Source organism: Segatella cerevisiae, from assembly GCF_024054555.1.
GTDB lineage: Bacteria > Bacteroidota > Bacteroidia > Bacteroidales > Bacteroidaceae > Prevotella > Prevotella cerevisiae.
In genome coordinates this window covers 13,080-30,657 of the sequence record NZ_JAMXLY010000044.1, presented here as the reverse complement: position 1 = coordinate 30,657, position 17,578 = coordinate 13,080, and the positions used below count along the sequence as shown (strand labels likewise).

Genomic DNA, 17,578 nt, shown 5'->3' with positions numbered 1-17,578 from the left:
CCTAAGCCAATAGCCGCAGACAGCATACCGCAGCCTGCTTATTCTTTTATTGTGTCAAAACAAATAAGTTAAACCTGAATAGCCGATTTACTGGCTGTTCGCAATAAAAACATTTTCGAATGAAAATAAATTATATGGAAAAACTATTATTGGGGTTGGGAATTCTGATGACCATAGGAAGTTGTGCCAAGATGGATACCGTTAACCCCACAGCTACCAGTCCGGGAATTTCCAGTCTCACGGCATACTTGACCTCAGGTGTCGACGCAGGAAAAGAAATCGCGAAATATGCTGTGACAGACACTAATATGACCGATTATGTCATACCCATACCTTGGTACTATCCGGAAGAGAGCGACAGTACGACAGCAACATATATGACAGCCATGAAAGTTGTGGCAGAAATAGAGAACAACTGTAAAATAGATCCCCCTATCACCGTCTTGGACCTGACAAAGAAGAATGAATTTACATTTACCAATCCGCAAGGTGAGCAAAAGAAAATCACGATTTCAGGAAAGAGGACGAAATCCAATGCATGCGCTATAACAGCTTTTACAGTTGCTCAGGGGAAATTATCCGGTATCATCGATGAGGACAACAAGACGATTACTCTGGTCACCGGTCAAGATCTGTCCGCAATGGCCGCAGATGTTACCCTTTCGCCTCATGCGACAATATCTCCGGACCCTTCGAAAGTGCATGATTTCAATAACGGTTTCCAATTTATAGTTACAGCCGATAACGGCACAGACAAAAGTGTCTATACCGTCAAGAGACAAGTACCTCAAGAATAGGGGCAGGATTCTGGGCGGCAGGATGAAGAATTGTGCCCGGTAACCTATACATCCTAGAGCCATACAGGCAAGTGGCAGTGCTCTATCCCCAAAATATCGGGTTACGACAGACCAACGATATTGACGGACAATGACCAAGTTTTAAGAGTTGCATGGACTCTTCAAATTAAACAGCATACCTATTACGGTGAAATGAAACGATATAAGACAGGATAAAATTAACTTTAGATACCCGCGTTTGTAGAACGGTATCAACCAAGGATCACCATGTGGGGAGATCAGATAACGATTGCGAATCAGAACTATCAAAAAGCGTGATGATAAAGTATGAATTCCAATCCCCAGATAGCGTTTAAGGGAGAACTCGATTAATATCTCAACTCTATTAAAGATTAAAATAATGAATAAAAAAAAGTATTTGGAATTCTGGGCTGAATCCTACAAGAGAGACCTGACTGAAAACATCATGCCTTTTTGGATGGAACACGGATGGGACAGGGTACACGGTGGTGTCTATACCTGTGTTGACCGTGACGGCTCTTTAATGGATCACACGAAATCTGTATGGTTTCAGGGACGTTTTGCTTTTATCTGCTCTTATGCCTACAACAACATAGAGCACCGGCAGGAATGGCTAGATGCAGCAAAAAGTACACTGGACTTTATGGAAAGCCATTGTTTCGACAAGAACGGGCACATGTATTTTTCAGTTACGGAAGACGGGCGCCCTTTGCGGCAGCGCAGGTATGTGTTTTCCGAGACTTTCGCCTCTATAGCGATGTCTGAATATGCCTTGGCTACCGGGGACATGTCGTATGCCGAGAAAGCGATGAAGATCTTTGAAGACACGCAACTCTTCTTGTCTACTCCGGGGTTTCTGGAACCGAAATTCGAGCCTGACGTCAAACTCCAAAGTCATTCCATTGTCATGATTCTGATTAACGTAGGCTCCCGCATCCGCAGCGTCATTGACGATCCGAAACTCACGACACAAATAGACCATTCTATAACTGAATTGAAGAAATATTTCATCCACCCGGAATTCAAGGCCCTGCTGGAGACCGTCGGACCAAACGGTGAATTCATAGATACGAACATGACCCGTACGATTAACCCGGGTCATTGCCTTGAGACATCTTGGTTCATCATGGAAGAAGCCCGCTTGAGAGGATGGGACAAAGACTTGATGGATACGGCCCTGAAGATCTACAACTGGTCCTGGGACTGGGGCTGGGACAAGAAATTCGGGGGTATCATTAATTTCAGGGACTGCCGTCATCTGCCCCCACAGGATTATTCACAGGACATGAAATTCTGGTGGCCCCAATGCGAAGCGATCATTTCTTCCCTATATGCCTATCTGGGAACCGGAGACGAAGAATACCTGTACAGGCACCGTGAAATCAGCGAATGGACTTACGCTCACTTCCCGGACAATGAATATGGCGAATGGTACGGCTACCTTCATCGTGACGGGACTGTCGCACAACCGGCCAAGGGAAATTTGTTCAAAGGACCTTTTCACATTCCCAGAATGATGATCAAAGGTTACACGCTTTGTCAAGATATATTAAAGACACTTTAGCAATTCTTTCAAAAAATTGCTTGAACTATAAAAAATTCTGATTACCTTTGCCAATGTTACCGGACTATTGACGCCATGTTCATTTTCCTGTCGCATTGGCATAGAGAAAATGAACAGACAATAATGCCGGACTTGATAATCAGCATTTTAAACCTTTGGCTTCAAGTGCTTACTAATTTCAAACATTATGATCAATAGAAGAGATTTCATAAAAAAAGCTTTGCTGGCAGGCGCCTCGGCTATTGTTGCACCCTCTTTGCTGAATGCGAAACAGATATTGCCGAAACACCAGAAGCCTCGCCTTCATACGAAACCGATCACAGGTCTGCAGTCCCATCTGATCGTTCCAAAGAACAACGGCATACGCATTACAGGTACCTTTCTGGATGAAATTTCCCATGATATTCCTCATCAGAACTGGGGAGAGAAAGAATGGGATCAGGACTTTGCCTACATGAAAGCCATCGGTATAGACACGGTCATTGTCATTCGATCCGGTTATCGGAAATTCATCACTTACCCTTCTCCCTATTTATTGGGCAAAGGCTGCTATATGCCTTCTGTAGACCTTATAGACATGTATTTGCGTCTCGCAGCAAAATATGGCATGAAGTTCTATTTCGGGCTTTATGACTCCGGACATTATTGGGATACAGGCGATATGAGTCAGGAAGTGGAAGACAACAAATATGTCATTGAGGAAGCCTGGAACATGTACGGCAAGAAATATAAGAGTTTTCAGGGCTGGTACATCAGCACGGAGATCAGCCGCCGCACGAAAGGCGCTATCAAGTCCTTCTATGCGATGGGAAAACAGTGCAAGGACGTCTCAGGCGGACTCCCTGTATTCATCTCTCCTTGGATAGACGGGAAGAAAGCTGTCATGGGTACCGGCAAGATGACCAATGATCAGGCTATTTCCGTAAAAGAACACGAAAAGGAATGGAACGAGATCTTCGACGGCATCCACGACGTTGTAGACGCCTGTGCTTTTCAGGATGGGCATATCGATTATGATGAGTTGGATGCTTTCTTCTCTGTCAACAAGAAACTGGCGGACAAATACCACATGCAATGCTGGACGAATGCAGAATCTTTTGACCGTGACATGCCCATCCATTTCCTGCCTATCAAATTCGACAAACTACGTTTGAAACTTGAAGCAGCCAAACGCTGTCACTACGACAAAGCCATAACTTTTGAATTTTCTCATTTCATGAGCCCGCAATCAGCATATATCCAGGCACATCATTTATTTGACCGCTATAAAGAATACTTTAACATCCAGTAGATAAAGTCCCCATTCTTATCTGCTCTACTTTTGAAAAGAATATGAAAACAGATTACAGATTAGGTTATATCGTATTCCTGTCTCTGGTAGCCGCTATCGGAGGTATCTTGTTCGGATATGATACAGCCGTCATTTCAGGCACCATCGACCAGGTAGCAGATGAATTCCATTTGACCGTCTTGGAACAGGGTTGGTTCGTGGGGTGCGCCTTGATCGGATCCATCGTAGGCGTTGCCTTTACGGGTATACTGAGTGACCGGTTAGGGAGGCGTTTCACAATGTTTATCGCAGCCTTCCTGTTTACCGCTTCAGGAATATGGTGTTCTTTCAGCTGCAATTTCTGCGTGCTTGTCCTGGCACGATTTATCGGAGGACTCGGAATAGGGAACATTTCCATTGTTGCGCCGATGTATATTTCTGAAATCGCCGTAACGAAATACAGAGGGCGACTGGTCTCTCTGTATCAACTGGCCATCACCTTAGGGTTTCTGGCAGCATATCTTACGAACTATATGCTCCTCAATATTTCCAAGACGGCTTCCTTCTCATCTGACTTTTTCCAACAGATATTCGTCGATGATGTATGGCGCAGTATGTTCGGGATGGAAGCTATTCCGGCTTTTATCTTTTTTATCATTCTTTTCTTCATACCGGAAAGTCCCCGATGGCTGATCATGCATCATCGGGAAAACAAGGCATCGGAAATATACAGTCATATCTATACGTCGCACGCTGAAGCCAGACGTCAGATAGAAGATACGGAATCCACCCTCTCTTCAAAATCGGAATCAGAATGGCGGACTTTGTTTGAACCCGGAATCTTCAAATCAGTCATCGTGGGTCTATGTATAGCCATGTTGGGGCAGTTCATGGGGGTCAACGCGGTGCTGTATTACGGTCCCTCCATCTTCAAGGATGCCGGTATATCCAACCCTTTGTTCTGCCAGGTCCTCGTGGGTATTGTCAACACCGTTGGCACCATCATTGCCATGTTCATCATCGACAAATTCGGACGCAAAAAATTGATTTATTATGGCGTGACGGGCATGATCATCGACTTGCTCTGCATCGCTTTCTATTTTATAGAAAAGACACCACTTAACTTGTCCACTTACTTTATGCCGGTATTCTTTTTGCTTTATGTATTTTGCTGTGCCGTTTCCATCAGTGCAGTCGTATGGGTATTGCTTTCCGAGATGTACCCTAACCGCATACGTGGTCTGGCCATGTCCATTGCAGGATTTGCATTATGGATAGGCACCTATCTGATCGGACAATTGACACCTTGGTTGTTGCAGAACCTTACTCCTGCAGGAACGTTCATTCTCTTTGCGGTCATGTGCATCCCTTACCTGCTCATCATGTGGAAGATGATCCCTGAAACTGCAGGTATGTCTCTGGAAGAGATCGAAAGGTATTGGACAAAGGGCAAATAGACAGACAGAAAGATAGACTGATGAAAAAAAGAAGCACGATTCTCACACTTTTCATGCTCTTGTGTATGACAGGAGTTCCTTTATGCATGGACGCTGGAAGCACATTGCCTTCCAAGAGAGCCTTCATGTGGGTCGACGCGGAAGCTAATTTCCGTTGTTTCAGTTGTCCCGACAGCATCGACTTCTATTTGGATAAGATCAAACAGTTGGGATTCACGGATGTGGTGGTCGATGTCCGCCCGATCTCGGGTGAGGTGTTGTTCTCAACGAAATATGCTCCTCGCTTGAAAGAATGGAATCATACCGTCAGACCGAATTTCGATTACCTTGGGAGATTCATTACGAGTGCACATCGTTTAGGTCTGAAAGTACATGCCTCTCTGAATGTCTTTTCTGCAGGACACAACTATTTTGACCGGGGATTAATTTATTCGGGACATCCGAAATGGGCTTCTGTCGTGTATACGCCTAAAGGATTAATGCCCATCACGAAGCAGAAAGAGAAATATGCAGCAATGGTCAACCCCGTAAACCGGAGTTATCGCAAATATATCATCAAAGTCCTAGACGATCTTGTTCGTCAATATCCAGGATTGGACGGCATCATTCTTGACAGGGTGAGGTATGACGGTATCGAGGCGGATTTCTCGTCGGCATCGGAAAAAGGATTCGAAAAATATTCCGGCATAAAACTAAAACATTTTCCCGAAGATATCTTCACTTGGAAGAAAGACACCACCGGACAGTATGTCGTCCAGCGAGGCCGGTATTTCAATCAATGGATAGAATATCGGGCTTCTGTCATATACCAAGTCATGAGGGAACTCCGGGATGCGGTCAAGTCTGTCAATCCGGCGATCTCTTTCGGAACTTATACGGGAGCGTGGTATCCTTCTTATTATGAGGTAGGGGTGAATTTCGCAAGTCAGCATTATGATCCGAGTAAAAAGGATTGGGCGACGCCTCATTATGCCCAAACGGGCTATGCTGAATTGATAGATACTTATATCACTGGCAATTATTATACGGATATTTCCATTTCAGAAGCAGAACAAAATAAAAAGGGTGTACGTAACGAAACGGATTCGGAAACGCAATTCGGTACATGGTATTCTGTGGAAGGCTCATGCCGCCATCTACGTCATATCCTCTGCGGGAAACCTTTTTATGGCGGTATACTGGCGGAACAGTTTTATAATTGTCCGAAAAAACTGGCACAGTCTATCGAGACAAATTTGAAATATTCTGACGGGGTAATGGTCTTTGATATTTGCCACCTTATTCAACACAGGAATTTATGGGATGAGGTTAAAAAGGGCATGCAAAAAGCAGGTCTGTTGAATTTGTAATTTTTTAATTGTATGAAACCACCACGAGCTCTTTCTTTAGATGCCTTAAGAGGATATGCTATTATGACAATGATACTGTCGGCATCCGAAGCCTTTTCCATTTTGCCGGCATGGATGTACCATTGCCAAGTCCCCCCTCCTGCCCACATCTTCAACCCTCATATCTACGGCATCACTTGGGTGGATCTGATATTCCCGTTTTTTCTCTTTTCTATGGGTGCTGCAATTCCTCTCTCTTTCCGACACCATATCTGTGAAGGGGAAAGTCCTAAGCATCTGGCATTCAAGAGTGTGCTGAGATGGCTCAAACTCGCATTTTTCGCGATCTTCATCAACCACATGTTTCCGTATATGCTGGCAGGAGGGAACCTCAAATACTTAGTTCCCGTAGGGGGCTTCTGCCTGATGTTTTTCATGTTTATGAGGAATCCCCTGAAGGTTTCAGAAACGTCTGCAAAAGTGATCCATGTAGCAGCCTATGTCCTGGCTCTGGTGTGGATATTGTTTCAACCGGAAGCCGGAGGAAAGACATTCTCCGTTTATGACAGTGATATCATCATCCTGATATTATCAAATATGGCCTTATTCGGTTCTCTCATCTATCTGCTGACGCGCAGGAACACCATCGCTCGTCTGCTGGTCATGATCGTCGTCATTGCCTTGTTCACATCTGCAAAAGCCACAGGTTCATGGGCGGAAACTGTATGCCAGTATTCTCCATTCCCTTGGTTGTACCGCTTCTCCTATCTGGAATACCTGTTGGTCATTATCCCCGGTACATTTGCGGGGGATATTCTCTTTGACTGGCAGAATCACAATGGAGAAAAGGAGATACAACTGATGAAATTAAAGAAAAACCGATCCCCATTCATCCTTTTCCTTTCCCTAACACTCATCGCCAGTAATGTATGCCTGTTGTATAACCGTATGCTGACTGCAAATGTCATTCTAACGGCAATCCAGTTGACAGGCCTGTATTTTCTGTTGAAAGCCGAGGACGGGGAAATGAAGATGTGGACACGGCTCTATCACTGGGGCGCATGGTTCTTGATGATCGGATTATGTTTTGAAGCCTTTGAAGGCGGTATCCGCAAAGATGACGTGACCATAAGTTATCTGTTTACTACCTCGGGGCTGGCTTTCTTTGGACTGCTGTTCTTTTCATTGGTCAGTGATTACTACCATTGCAAATGGATCTCACGTCCTCTTGAACTCGTCGGAAAAAATCCCATGATGGCTTATGTGATGGGGTCTATGGTCGTAATCCCTCTAATGGAATTCTCAGGTCTCTATGATCTGCTGGGAATCATGGATTCCAACCCATGGACAGGTTTCCTGAAAGGCGTCATCATTACGGCAATCTGCATGTCGCTGACAGCTCTATTTACTATCAAGAAGATATTCTGGAAGACTTGAAATTCAGGGGAATCTATCTATAGGCAAAGACAGGAGGATAGTTTCTCGAACAAGGCGGTCATGTTTCGAGAAACATAGCGCCGACTTTCTCGAAACTAAGAAGTGCACTTTCCCCGAATGCTAGAAAACTGTTCCTTATAATTACAAACGGCTATCAATCAGAAAGTTATAGGAATGAATTCCCTACGGCAGTTTGCCTCAACAAATTGATGGCACTTTTTATTTCAGAGAAAACGCATGAGGTCGTTTTTTAACCCACGACGATAGTCTCCTGCCTGTCTTGATCTGGAAAATGATGGACGGACACGATCTTGAAATGAATTCGCAATATTTTAAACCATACTAAAAATCGCATACTTATGTCTAAAAAAACTTATTTGATTTGTCTTTTATCTTGCTGGGTATTTTCAACTTTTGCACAAGGCCTCAGATTCCACCAAGGACAATTTAAGATCGTGCAGTTTACTGACCTTCATTTCCAACAAGACAATCCGGCTTCAAAACAGGCTACAGAATGTATCAAAGAGATCATCAGTTCTGAAAAACCTGACCTGATCGTTGTTACAGGGGATATCGTCTATTCTACACCGGGCAAGACAGCAATGCAAACAGTACTCAACATCTTCAAGGAGGAGAAAAAACCGTTCTGTATGCTTTTCGGCAACCATGATCCTGAACAAGGAACGCCTTTGGATACCTTATACGACATGATGCAGAAGGCTCCTTACAGTGTCATGCCGGAACGGCAAGGCAAATTATTCGATTACAGTCTTCCCGTAAAATCTGAAGACGGCACTAAAACGGAAATGGTCATCTACGGTATGGACACGCACGATTACAGTAAGACAAAGGGTGTGGGTATATACCAGGAATTCTACCCTGAGCAGGTCACTTGGTATAGGAATACCAGTGCCGGGTATACGGAAAAGAACAATGGTAAACCTCTGCCGGCAATCTCTTTCATGCACTATCCTTTGCCTGAATACAATTATGCCATGACCGATCCGGATGTCATCATGTCCGGAACTCGCATGGAACGCGGGTGTTCATCAGCGCTCAATGCGGGTATGTTTGATGCCATGAAACAATGCGGTGACATGATGGCCGTATTCTGTGGTCACGACCATGATAATGACTGCTCCATGATGTATTACGGTGTCCTCCTCTCATACGGTCGCTTTTCAGGTGGCAATACAGAGTACAACCATCTCCGCAATGGGGCTAGAATCATCGTATTGAAAGAGGGAGAACACCGTTTTGACACCTGGATTCATGAGAGAGGCGGACAGATCATGAACAAGACATCCTACCCGGAAAGTTATGTAAAAGACAACTGGAAAGTGAGGAAAGGAACCAGATAATTCTATCGGATTTAGGAAAGTCAAGAAGAATTCCAAAAGAAATATAAATAAATGATATTAAATCTTATCAAATTAACTTATTTTTTTCTTTGATTCATGGAAACTAACTTAAAAATTATTAGATTTGTATGCAATAAATAAAAATTTGACGACATGTCTAAGAATCTAATAAAAGGAATTATCGAAGGAAACAAATTGTCTTTTTTCGAGAAGAGGATCATTACCTACTTCATCCATAATGGGAATTCAACTATTACGGATTTAGCACAGGAACTCAATCTAAGTATCCCCACCACCACCAAATTTGTCAATGAGATGTGTGAAACAAAAATCCTCAATGAATTTGGCAAACTAGAGACGAGTGAAGGACGACGCCCTAATCTTTATGGGCTTAATCCTACGTCGGGTTATTTCATCGGAGTGGACCTCAACAAATTCTCAACCAACATCGGTCTGATGAATTTCAAAGGTGACATGGAAGCTCTGAAAATGAAAATTCCCTACTCTTTTGAGAACACAATGAGTTCTCTGGATGAACTCTGCGGGTTGATCAGCAAATTTATTCAGGAGTCCGGTATTGACCCTGAAAAGATTATCAATATCAATATCAACATCTCTGGAAGAGTCAATCCTGAAACTGGTTACTCTTACAGCCTCTTCAATTTTTCAGAGATTCCGCTTACCAAAATCATTTCTGATAAAATCCATAAGGAGGTGTCCATCGACAATGATTCGCGTTCCATGGCTTATGGGGAGTATCTCAAAGGTTGTGTAAACGGTGAAAAGGATGTCCTCTTCGTCAATCTGGACTGGGGATTGGGTATGGGCATCATCATAGACGGCAAACTCTATAAGGGGAAATCCGGTTTCTCGGGGGAGTTAGGACACGTCCATGCTTTTGACAATGAAATTCTCTGCCAATGTGGCAAAAAGGGATGTCTTGAAACGGAGGTATCCGGACAAGCGCTCATCCGCATCGTCAACGAGCATATTAAAGCCGGGGAGTCTTCGATCCTTTCAAAAGACCACCCTAGTGACAAACCTTATTCCATTGAAGAGATCATTGATGCGACCAACAGGGAAGATATCCTTTGCATCGATGTCATCGAGAAAATGGGGGAACAACTCGGGAAGTTCATCGCCGGACTGATCAATATCTTCAATCCTGAACTTGTCATTGTCGGCGGAATGCTTTCTCTGACCGGAGATTATCTCTTGCAACCCATCAAGACTGCTGTACGTAAATATACGCTGAACCTGGTCAATAAGGAGACCTCTATCTCTCTTTCCAAATTGAAAGATAAGGCAGGTGTATTCGGTGCATGCCTGTTGGCAAGAACGCATATATTCGATGAATAAAATCATATTCCGATAGATGGCAACATCTATTCGGAATATTTTTACTGAACTATAAAAACAGAACCTCTAACCTTAAAAATATAATTATGAATTTAGGAATGCCTGAGATTTTGCTCATTGCCTTGATCGTATTATTACTGTTTGGAGGCAAGAAGATACCTGAACTGATGAAAGGTTTAGGTAAGGGGATCAAGAGTTTTAAAGACGGTCTGAATGAAAAAATCGACCTTGAGGATAAGGCGACTGAAGACAAGAAGAAGGAAACAGAAATAAAGACAAAGGATGAATCATGAGGGACAGAATGCTCATGCCGAAATGGATTTCTGGGATCACTTGGAGGTTCTCCGCAGGAGTCTCTTCAGAATAATCGGAGCAACGGTATCCTTCAGCATATTAGGATTTGTCTTCAAAAAACAATTGTTCGATATCATACTCTGGCCAAGTCGGCCTGACTTCATCACATATCAATTGATGGGGGTGAAAACCTTTCCCGTCGAACTGATCAACACTCAACTCACGGAACAGTTTCTCATTCATATGAAGATGGCTTGTGCTCTGGGCCTTCTATGTGCCTCACCATATGTTCTGTACTTACTCTATAAATTTATCTCACCTGCGCTTTACGACCATGAAAGGCGGTTTTCAAGAATTCTAGTCATCAGTGCTTATACCATGTTTATAATTGGTCTGTTGATGAACTACTTCTTGGTTTTTCCGATCACCCTTCACTTTCTCTATACTTATAATGTAAGCAATACGGTCCACAGTTTCCTTACCCTGGAAAGTTATTCCAACACATTAATGATGATGAGTGTCATCTTTGGTATTGTCTTTGAGATACCTGTCATAAGTGCCATATTGGGGAAATTAGGACTCCTCAGATCGCGGACGATGCGTCTCGTCAGACGACAAGCCATCGTGATCATCTTCATTATCAGTGCCATTATAACACCTACAAGTGATGCCTTTACCCTCTTGATCGTGGCTGTACCCATGTGCCTTTTATATGAAACCAGCATCTTCATCGTAAAAATTGAGGAGAAAAGACGGTTAAAAGAAGAGGAAATCCTTAATGTACATGACAAACTGCAATGACTTTGTATTTTTAGAAGGATAAAAGTTAATTAAAACTCCGAATAAGTATCATTATTCATAAAAACTTCGTATATTTGTAACTATAAAATTAATCTTAATCACTGATGAAAAGAATATTAGTCATAATGGCAAGTCTACTGTTGACAGCTGCCTTGTCTGCCCAGGACAAGGCTGATTATAGGACCGTCCCACTGCCTGAATCTATCAAAATGACAGGCAAGGCTCCTTTCGTTTTAAATTCGGGTACTACGGTAGCAGTACCCGCAGGTGACGAGAAACTGCTTCGCGACGGCCGTTTCCTGGCTGAATATGCCGAAGAAACTACCGGACTCCAACTCCAGGTCTCGACGGGGAAAAAGAAGAATGCCATCAATCTGGTCATCGACAAGAAGATCCCCAACAGCGAAGGCTATGCCATCGATGTGAATGCCAAAGGCATAACGGTCAGCGGGAAGACTGCCGCAGGCGTATTCTACGGTATCCAGACCCTCCGGAAATCACTCCCCGTGGGCAAGTCCGTGACATCTGTCGAGTTTCCGTCAGTGAAGATTACCGACCAGCCCCGCTTTGCCTATCGTGGCATGATGCTCGACTGCGGACGACATTTCTTCCCGATCTCATTCATCAAGAAATATATCGATCTCCTTGCCCTGCACGGTATGAACGTGTTTCACTGGCACCTGACTGAAGACCAAGGCTGGCGCATCGAAATCAAGAAATACCCGGCCCTGACTGAAAAGGGCTCACAGCGGGATCAAACTGTGCTCGGGCGTAACAGCAGTGTCTACGACGGTACGCCTTATGGTGGTTTCTACACTCAGGACCAGGCACGGGAGATCGTCAAGTATGCCGCTGACCGCTTTATCACGGTAATCCCCGAGATAGACATGCCGGGACACATGCTGGCTGCACTCGCCTCCTACCCTAATCTGGGTTGTACGGGCGGGCCTTATAAGGTCGGCCAGTCCTGGGGGGTATTCCCGGATGTCCTCTGTCTGGGGAATCCTGAAGTCTACGACTTTGCCAAGGATGTTCTGGACGAGATTTTCGCCATCTTCCCTTCCAAGTACATCCATATCGGTGGTGATGAGACCCCTACGGAAAGATGGGCCAAATGCCCGAAATGCCAGAAGGTGATGAAGGACAATAATCTCACGCTCAACACGCTGCAGGGCTATTTCACCAATCGCATCGAGAAGTATATCGAGTCCAAAGGACGCGTGATGATCGGATGGGATGAAATACTCGGCGGACAACCTGACAAGTCTGCAGTGGTCATGTCATGGCGTGGTGCAGCACCGGGAGAGAAGGCTGCCAAACTTGGCCATAATGTCATCATGTCGCCTACGGACAATAACTATTTCGACTACTATCAGACGAAAGATATACAGAATGAACCTCTGCTCATCGGCGGATACCTCCCCATTGAGAAGACCTATGCGTTCGAGCCTTTTGCCGATCCCAGCGCGAAGGAAGCCAACAGCCACATCATTGGCGTGCAGGCTAATCTGTGGTCTGAATACATCACTTGTCCGGAGTTGGCTGAATACCAGGTCCTCCCCCGCATGGCAGCGCTGTGCGAGGTACAATGGATGCAGCCGCAAGCAAAGAACTTCCAGGATTTTAAGGGCCGTTCCATGAAGATGAAGGAACTCTACGATGCCTATGGCCTGACTTATGCCAAATTCCTTTGGGCAGAACCGAAGAAAGAGTAAGCGGGAATGGTACACAGGCACGATTATAAAACCGAATTTATTTTTCCGACTCCGGACGCTAACCCTAAAGGGGTCGGACAGAAATTGCCAATGGACTTTTAAACAACGATAGAACTATGAGATTAATTATTGAAAAAGATTACAAGGCCCTGTCAGAATGGGCAGCCGCATACGTTATACGCCGCATCAATGCCGCTCAGCCGACCGCAGCGCATCCCTTTGTCCTGGGCCTGCCTACAGGCTCCTCTCCTGAGGGGATGTACGCTTGCCTGGTCAAAGCCTGCAAGGAAGGCAAGGTAACTTTCCGCCACGTCGTCACTTTCAACATGGACGAGTATGTCGGCCTGCCGGAGTCCCATCCGCAGAGTTACCATTCTTTCATGGCCACTAACCTTTTCAATCATATCGACTGCCCCAAGGAGAATATCCATATCCTCAACGGCAACGCAAAGAATCTGGAGGAGGAATGTGCCTCTTATGAGAAGAAAATCCGTGAAGCAGGCGGAATAGACCTGTTTATCGGAGGCATAGGCCCTGACGGGCACATCGCCTTCAATGAACCATTCTCCTCTCTCCGTTCCCAAACACGCGTGAAGACACTGACCACTGACACTATCATTGCCAACAGCCGGTTCTTTGACAATGACGTCACCAAGGTTCCCAAACATGCCTTGACAGTAGGCGTGGGGACGGTAATGGCAGCCAGGGAGGTTCTGATCCTTGCCAACGGCCATAACAAGGCACGTGCTGTCCGTGCGGCAGTGGAAGGGCCTGTGACACAGGCATGGACCATTTCGGCCTTGCAGACGCATCCCCACAGCATTATCGTCGTGGATGAAACGGCCACGGATGAGTTGAAGCACGGCACATACAAATATTTCAAGGATATTGAAAAGGATAATCTATAATAAACCGATGGGAAGAGACTGAAAAATTCTACTTGTTTTCAATGACCTATCATAAAACAAAAATCAACTATGAGTTTAAACTTAAATTTAAGTTCAAGAATCGTACTTAACAAAGTATCCGAAGAATTTTACAATCCCAAGACAGCTGTTGAGCGCTCAGAACTTACTCAGAGAGAAAAAATACCGACTAGTATTTTTCCGAGTGAAGAAGAAGGTGTCAAACGTATTGCCGACGCGATAGAAGCAAAGATCAAATCCCAGGCACGACTCGGAAAGAATTGCGTGCTCGGACTCGGTACCGGCCAGTCTCTGACCCATATCTATGAAGAACTGGTACGGCGGCATAATGAAGAGAAACTGAGTTTCAAGAATGTCGTCGCTTTCAATGCCTACGAATATTTCCCCCTGAACGGCAACAAACACAGCAGTATCAAACAACTGCGGGAACAGTTTTTCAGTAAGGTGGACATTCCTGAGGAGAACATCCATTCCATGGATGGTACCATCCCCCAGGAAAAAGTGCAGGATCAATGCCGTCAGTATGAGCGCCAGATCCAGGAAGCAGGAGGTATAGACATCATGCTCCTGGGTATCGGCCGCAGCGGGAATATCGCAGCCAACGAACCGGGTAGTATGATGACTTCCGCAACACGGCTCATCCTGGTAGACGCTACGTCCCGCCAGGAAATGACGATGAGCTTTGACGGTCAGGACCAGGTTCCTCCATGCTCCATCACTTTGGGTATTGGAAACATCCTTGCTGCCAGAAAGGTATTTATAGTAGCCTGGGGTGACGAAAAGGCCGATATCATCAAGAAGACCGTTGAAGGGCCTTTCCAGGATACGACCCCTGCCTCTTACCTGCAGACTCACAATGACGCACATATCATCGTGGACCTGGCTGCTGCTGCCAAACTCACCCGGATAGAGCATCCCTGGCTGGTCACTTCCTGCGAATGGACGGATCAGATGATACGGGCAGCCCTGGTCTGGCTGTGCGGCATCACTCACAAACCTGTCCTGAAACTCACCAACAAGGACTACAACCAGAACGGACTGTCTGATCTCCTGGCGCTGTACGGATCGGCCTATAACACCAACATCAAGATATTCAATGACCTGCAGCACACGATTACGGGATGGCCGGGCGGTAAGCCTAATGCTGATGACACCTACCGTCCTGAGCGTGCAAAACCTTTCCCTAAACGCGTTGTCGTCTTCTCTCCTCATCCTGATGACGATGTCATCTCAATGGGCGGGACGATACGCCGGCTGGTTCAGCAGGGACACGATATCCATATCGCTTACGAAACATCCGGCAACATCGCTGTAAATGACGAAGAGGTCACCCGCTTCATGCACTTCATCAACGGTTTCAACCAGATATTCAGCGATGACAAGGATCAGGTCATCAAGACCAAGTATCAGGAAATCAAGAAATTCCTGGCCAACAAGAAAGAGGGGGACATCGATACGCGGGATGTCCTGAACATCAAGGGTCTCATCCGTCGTGGTGAAGCCCGTACGGCATGTACCTACAACGGCATACCGCTCGACCATGTCCACTTCCTCGACCTGCCGTTCTATGAGAGCGGACGCGTAGAGAAACTGCCTATGACCATCAAGGATGTCAACATTGTCCGCAAGTTCCTGCAGCAGATCAAGCCTCATCAGATCTATATTGCCGGAGACCTGGCAGACCCTCACGGCACTCACCGCAAATGCACGAATGCCGTTCTGGCTGCTATCGACCTCGAAGAGCAGGAGCATGCAGGATGGCTGAAGGATTGCCGTATCTGGATGTACCGCGGTGCCTGGGCAGAATACCCTGTGGAATATATCGAGATGTGCGTGCCGATGAGCCCGGAAGAACTCCGTGCCAAACGCAACGCCATCCTCAAGCACTCTTCACAGGCTGACTCCGCCCCGTATCTGGGCAACGACGAGCGACTTTTCTGGCAGCGTGCCGAAGACCGCAACAGAGCGACGGCCAAGTTGTATGACGACCTGGGACTGGCAAGCTACGAGGCTATGGAGGCGTTCGTGGAATACCATCCTCAGACATACGCCAAATAATTGAGAAAACATTTTGTACTTATTCTTTAAGTCTTGGCAGCAAATGCTGCCAAGACCCTTTTTTGTCACTTTCTTTCCGATTTAACGGATTCCATAAGCGACAAGGGGATTTCAATGTATCTGTTTTTCGGTTTACCAAACATTAAGAACTATGACGACTCAACCTGAGAAAAAATATACGATCGGCCTCGATCTGGGGGGCACCAATTCTGTCTTCGGAATAGTAGATCATCACGGAAAGATCATTGCCACTACTTCCATCAAGACCCAAGTTTATCAGAAAGTAGAGGATTACGTCCATGCTGCCGTCGCTGCACTGCAACCTGTCATTGCTGCTGTAGGGGGTATCGGAAATATCCAATCCTTGGGCATAGGAGCCCCGAAGGGGAACATCTATGAAGGTACGGTGGAATATGCAGCCAATTTGGTATGGGCGCATGACTGCGCCGTCCCTTTGGCAAAATTATTTTCAGAACAACTGGATCATCTTCCAGTAGCCGTGACCAATGATGCGAATGCGGCAGCATTGGGGGAGATGACCTATGGCGTGGCACAGGGAATGAAGAATTTCATTGATATCACATTAGGCACAGGTGTAGGGTCCGGTATTGTTGCGAATGGACAGATCCTGTATGGCTGCGATGGATTTGCAGGCGAACTGGGACATATGATCATGGATTTCAGCAAGGATGCCCGACAATGCGGATGCGGACGCAAAGGCTGCCTGGAGACTTATTGTTCGGCAACGGGAGTCGCCCGTACTGCACGGGAATTCTTGAAAGAAAGTCAGGAGGAGAGTTTGCTGCGCCGGATTGAACCTGATCAACTCACATCTCTCGAAGTAAGTATTGCAGCGGGAAAGGGTGACCGACTCGCAAAACGGATCTATGATTTTACCGGAGCGATGCTCGGCAAAGCCTGTGCTAATTTCACGACTTTCTGCAGTCCGGAAGCCTATATCTTTTTCGGAGGACTCACCAAGGCCGGAGATTTACTGATGAAACCGGTCCTCGAAGCTTACGATAAATATGTTTTGAATATGTACAAAGGGAAAGCTAAGTTTCTGATCAGCTCTCTTCCCGGCAGCAATGCGGCTATACTTGGAGCTTCCGCCGTGGGACAAACTGTATTAAAAGGGTAGATTTCCGTCCTGGCACAAATCTAGAGTTGACTGTCGTAGCTCTTGATAA

Annotated in this window: 14 protein-coding genes; all 14 read left to right on the top strand. The window is 45.6% G+C overall.

Translation table 11 applies throughout. From position 1 onward, the window contains the following. The first annotated feature begins 134 nt into the window (after window positions 1–134). The 14 genes from NG821_RS10375 to NG821_RS10310 all read left to right on the top strand — a co-directional run bounded on the left by NG821_RS10375 (window position 135) and on the right by NG821_RS10310 (window position 17,529). Complete coding sequence (locus NG821_RS10375) at window positions 135–797, top strand: DUF5018 domain-containing protein (RefSeq protein WP_252761596.1); 663 nt, start codon at window positions 135–137, stop codon at window positions 795–797. A gap of 400 nt (window positions 798–1,197) precedes the next feature. Next, window positions 1,198–2,382 (top strand): AGE family epimerase/isomerase, encoded by a 1,185-nt coding sequence (locus NG821_RS10370; protein ID WP_252761595.1) that lies wholly within the window; start codon window positions 1,198–1,200, stop codon window positions 2,380–2,382. Between the two features lie 187 nt (window positions 2,383–2,569). Next, the gene (locus NG821_RS10365) at window positions 2,570–3,673 is read left to right on the top strand and encodes a DUF4434 domain-containing protein (RefSeq protein ID WP_252761594.1); all 1,104 of its coding nucleotides are present in this window, start codon (window positions 2,570–2,572) and stop codon (window positions 3,671–3,673) included. 41 nt (window positions 3,674–3,714) lie between these two features. Next, window positions 3,715–5,109 (top strand): sugar porter family MFS transporter, encoded by a 1,395-nt coding sequence (locus tag NG821_RS10360; protein WP_252761593.1) that lies wholly within the window; start codon window positions 3,715–3,717, stop codon window positions 5,107–5,109. Window positions 5,110–5,129: 20 nt separating this feature from the next. Beyond that, the gene (locus NG821_RS10355) at window positions 5,130–6,458 is read left to right on the top strand and encodes an alpha amylase family protein (RefSeq protein ID WP_252761592.1); all 1,329 of its coding nucleotides are present in this window, start codon (window positions 5,130–5,132) and stop codon (window positions 6,456–6,458) included. A 12-nt stretch (window positions 6,459–6,470) separates the two neighbouring features. After that, window positions 6,471–7,874, top strand: coding sequence for a DUF5009 domain-containing protein (locus tag NG821_RS10350; protein WP_262921887.1), 1,404 nt, complete (start codon window positions 6,471–6,473; stop codon window positions 7,872–7,874). A gap of 359 nt (window positions 7,875–8,233) precedes the next feature. Beyond that, on the top strand, window positions 8,234–9,235 hold the full coding sequence (locus NG821_RS10345) for a metallophosphoesterase family protein (RefSeq protein WP_252761590.1): 1,002 nt from the start codon (window positions 8,234–8,236) through the stop codon (window positions 9,233–9,235). 153 nt (window positions 9,236–9,388) lie between these two features. Next, window positions 9,389–10,594 carry an ROK family transcriptional regulator gene (locus NG821_RS10340; protein WP_252761589.1) on the top strand — a complete coding sequence of 402 codons (1,206 nt, stop codon included), beginning with the start codon at window positions 9,389–9,391 and terminating at the stop codon, window positions 10,592–10,594. Window positions 10,595–10,680: 86 nt separating this feature from the next. Beyond that, window positions 10,681–10,887, top strand: a complete 207-nt coding sequence (gene tatA, locus NG821_RS10335) for a twin-arginine translocase TatA/TatE family subunit (protein ID WP_252761588.1) — start codon at window positions 10,681–10,683, stop codon at window positions 10,885–10,887. Next, window positions 10,877–11,689 (top strand): twin-arginine translocase subunit TatC, encoded by an 813-nt coding sequence (gene tatC, locus NG821_RS10330; protein ID WP_252761587.1) that lies wholly within the window; start codon window positions 10,877–10,879, stop codon window positions 11,687–11,689. Before tatA ends, tatC begins: the two co-directional genes overlap by 11 nt. Before the next feature lie 104 nt (window positions 11,690–11,793). Next, entirely contained in the window at window positions 11,794–13,404 is a 1,611-nt protein-coding gene (locus tag NG821_RS10325; RefSeq protein ID WP_252761586.1) for a beta-N-acetylhexosaminidase, read from the top strand. A 116-nt stretch (window positions 13,405–13,520) separates the two neighbouring features. Next, window positions 13,521–14,312 carry a glucosamine-6-phosphate deaminase gene (nagB, locus tag NG821_RS10320; protein WP_252761585.1) on the top strand — a complete coding sequence of 264 codons (792 nt, stop codon included), beginning with the start codon at window positions 13,521–13,523 and terminating at the stop codon, window positions 14,310–14,312. A gap of 69 nt (window positions 14,313–14,381) precedes the next feature. Beyond that, window positions 14,382–16,388 (top strand): glucosamine-6-phosphate deaminase, encoded by a 2,007-nt coding sequence (locus NG821_RS10315; RefSeq protein ID WP_252761584.1) that lies wholly within the window; start codon window positions 14,382–14,384, stop codon window positions 16,386–16,388. A gap of 151 nt (window positions 16,389–16,539) precedes the next feature. Beyond that, window positions 16,540–17,529, top strand: coding sequence for an ROK family protein (locus NG821_RS10310; RefSeq protein ID WP_252761583.1), 990 nt, complete (start codon window positions 16,540–16,542; stop codon window positions 17,527–17,529). Window positions 17,530–17,578: the final 49 nt, after the last annotated feature.

What these genes read in the sequence shown, in the direction of transcription:
- tatA (WP_252761588.1), top strand. Translation starts at nt 10,681, where the DNA reads ATGAATTTAGGAATGCCTGAGATTTTGCTCATTGCCTTGATCGTATTA.
- NG821_RS10315 (WP_252761584.1), top strand. Translation starts at nt 14,382, where the DNA reads ATGAGTTTAAACTTAAATTTAAGTTCAAGAATCGTACTTAACAAAGTA.
- NG821_RS10370 (WP_252761595.1), top strand. Translation starts at nt 1,198, where the DNA reads ATGAATAAAAAAAAGTATTTGGAATTCTGGGCTGAATCCTACAAGAGA.
- NG821_RS10325 (WP_252761586.1), top strand. Translation starts at nt 11,794, where the DNA reads ATGAAAAGAATATTAGTCATAATGGCAAGTCTACTGTTGACAGCTGCC.
- NG821_RS10340 (WP_252761589.1), top strand. Translation starts at nt 9,389, where the DNA reads ATGTCTAAGAATCTAATAAAAGGAATTATCGAAGGAAACAAATTGTCT.
- NG821_RS10375 (WP_252761596.1), top strand. Translation starts at nt 135, where the DNA reads ATGGAAAAACTATTATTGGGGTTGGGAATTCTGATGACCATAGGAAGT.
- NG821_RS10345 (WP_252761590.1), top strand. Translation starts at nt 8,234, where the DNA reads ATGTCTAAAAAAACTTATTTGATTTGTCTTTTATCTTGCTGGGTATTT.
- tatC (WP_252761587.1), top strand. Translation starts at nt 10,877, where the DNA reads ATGAATCATGAGGGACAGAATGCTCATGCCGAAATGGATTTCTGGGAT.
- NG821_RS10365 (WP_252761594.1), top strand. Translation starts at nt 2,570, where the DNA reads ATGATCAATAGAAGAGATTTCATAAAAAAAGCTTTGCTGGCAGGCGCC.
- NG821_RS10355 (WP_252761592.1), top strand. Translation starts at nt 5,130, where the DNA reads ATGAAAAAAAGAAGCACGATTCTCACACTTTTCATGCTCTTGTGTATG.
- nagB (WP_252761585.1), top strand. Translation starts at nt 13,521, where the DNA reads ATGAGATTAATTATTGAAAAAGATTACAAGGCCCTGTCAGAATGGGCA.
- NG821_RS10310 (WP_252761583.1), top strand. Translation starts at nt 16,540, where the DNA reads ATGACGACTCAACCTGAGAAAAAATATACGATCGGCCTCGATCTGGGG.
- NG821_RS10360 (WP_252761593.1), top strand. Translation starts at nt 3,715, where the DNA reads ATGAAAACAGATTACAGATTAGGTTATATCGTATTCCTGTCTCTGGTA.
- NG821_RS10350 (WP_262921887.1), top strand. Translation starts at nt 6,471, where the DNA reads ATGAAACCACCACGAGCTCTTTCTTTAGATGCCTTAAGAGGATATGCT.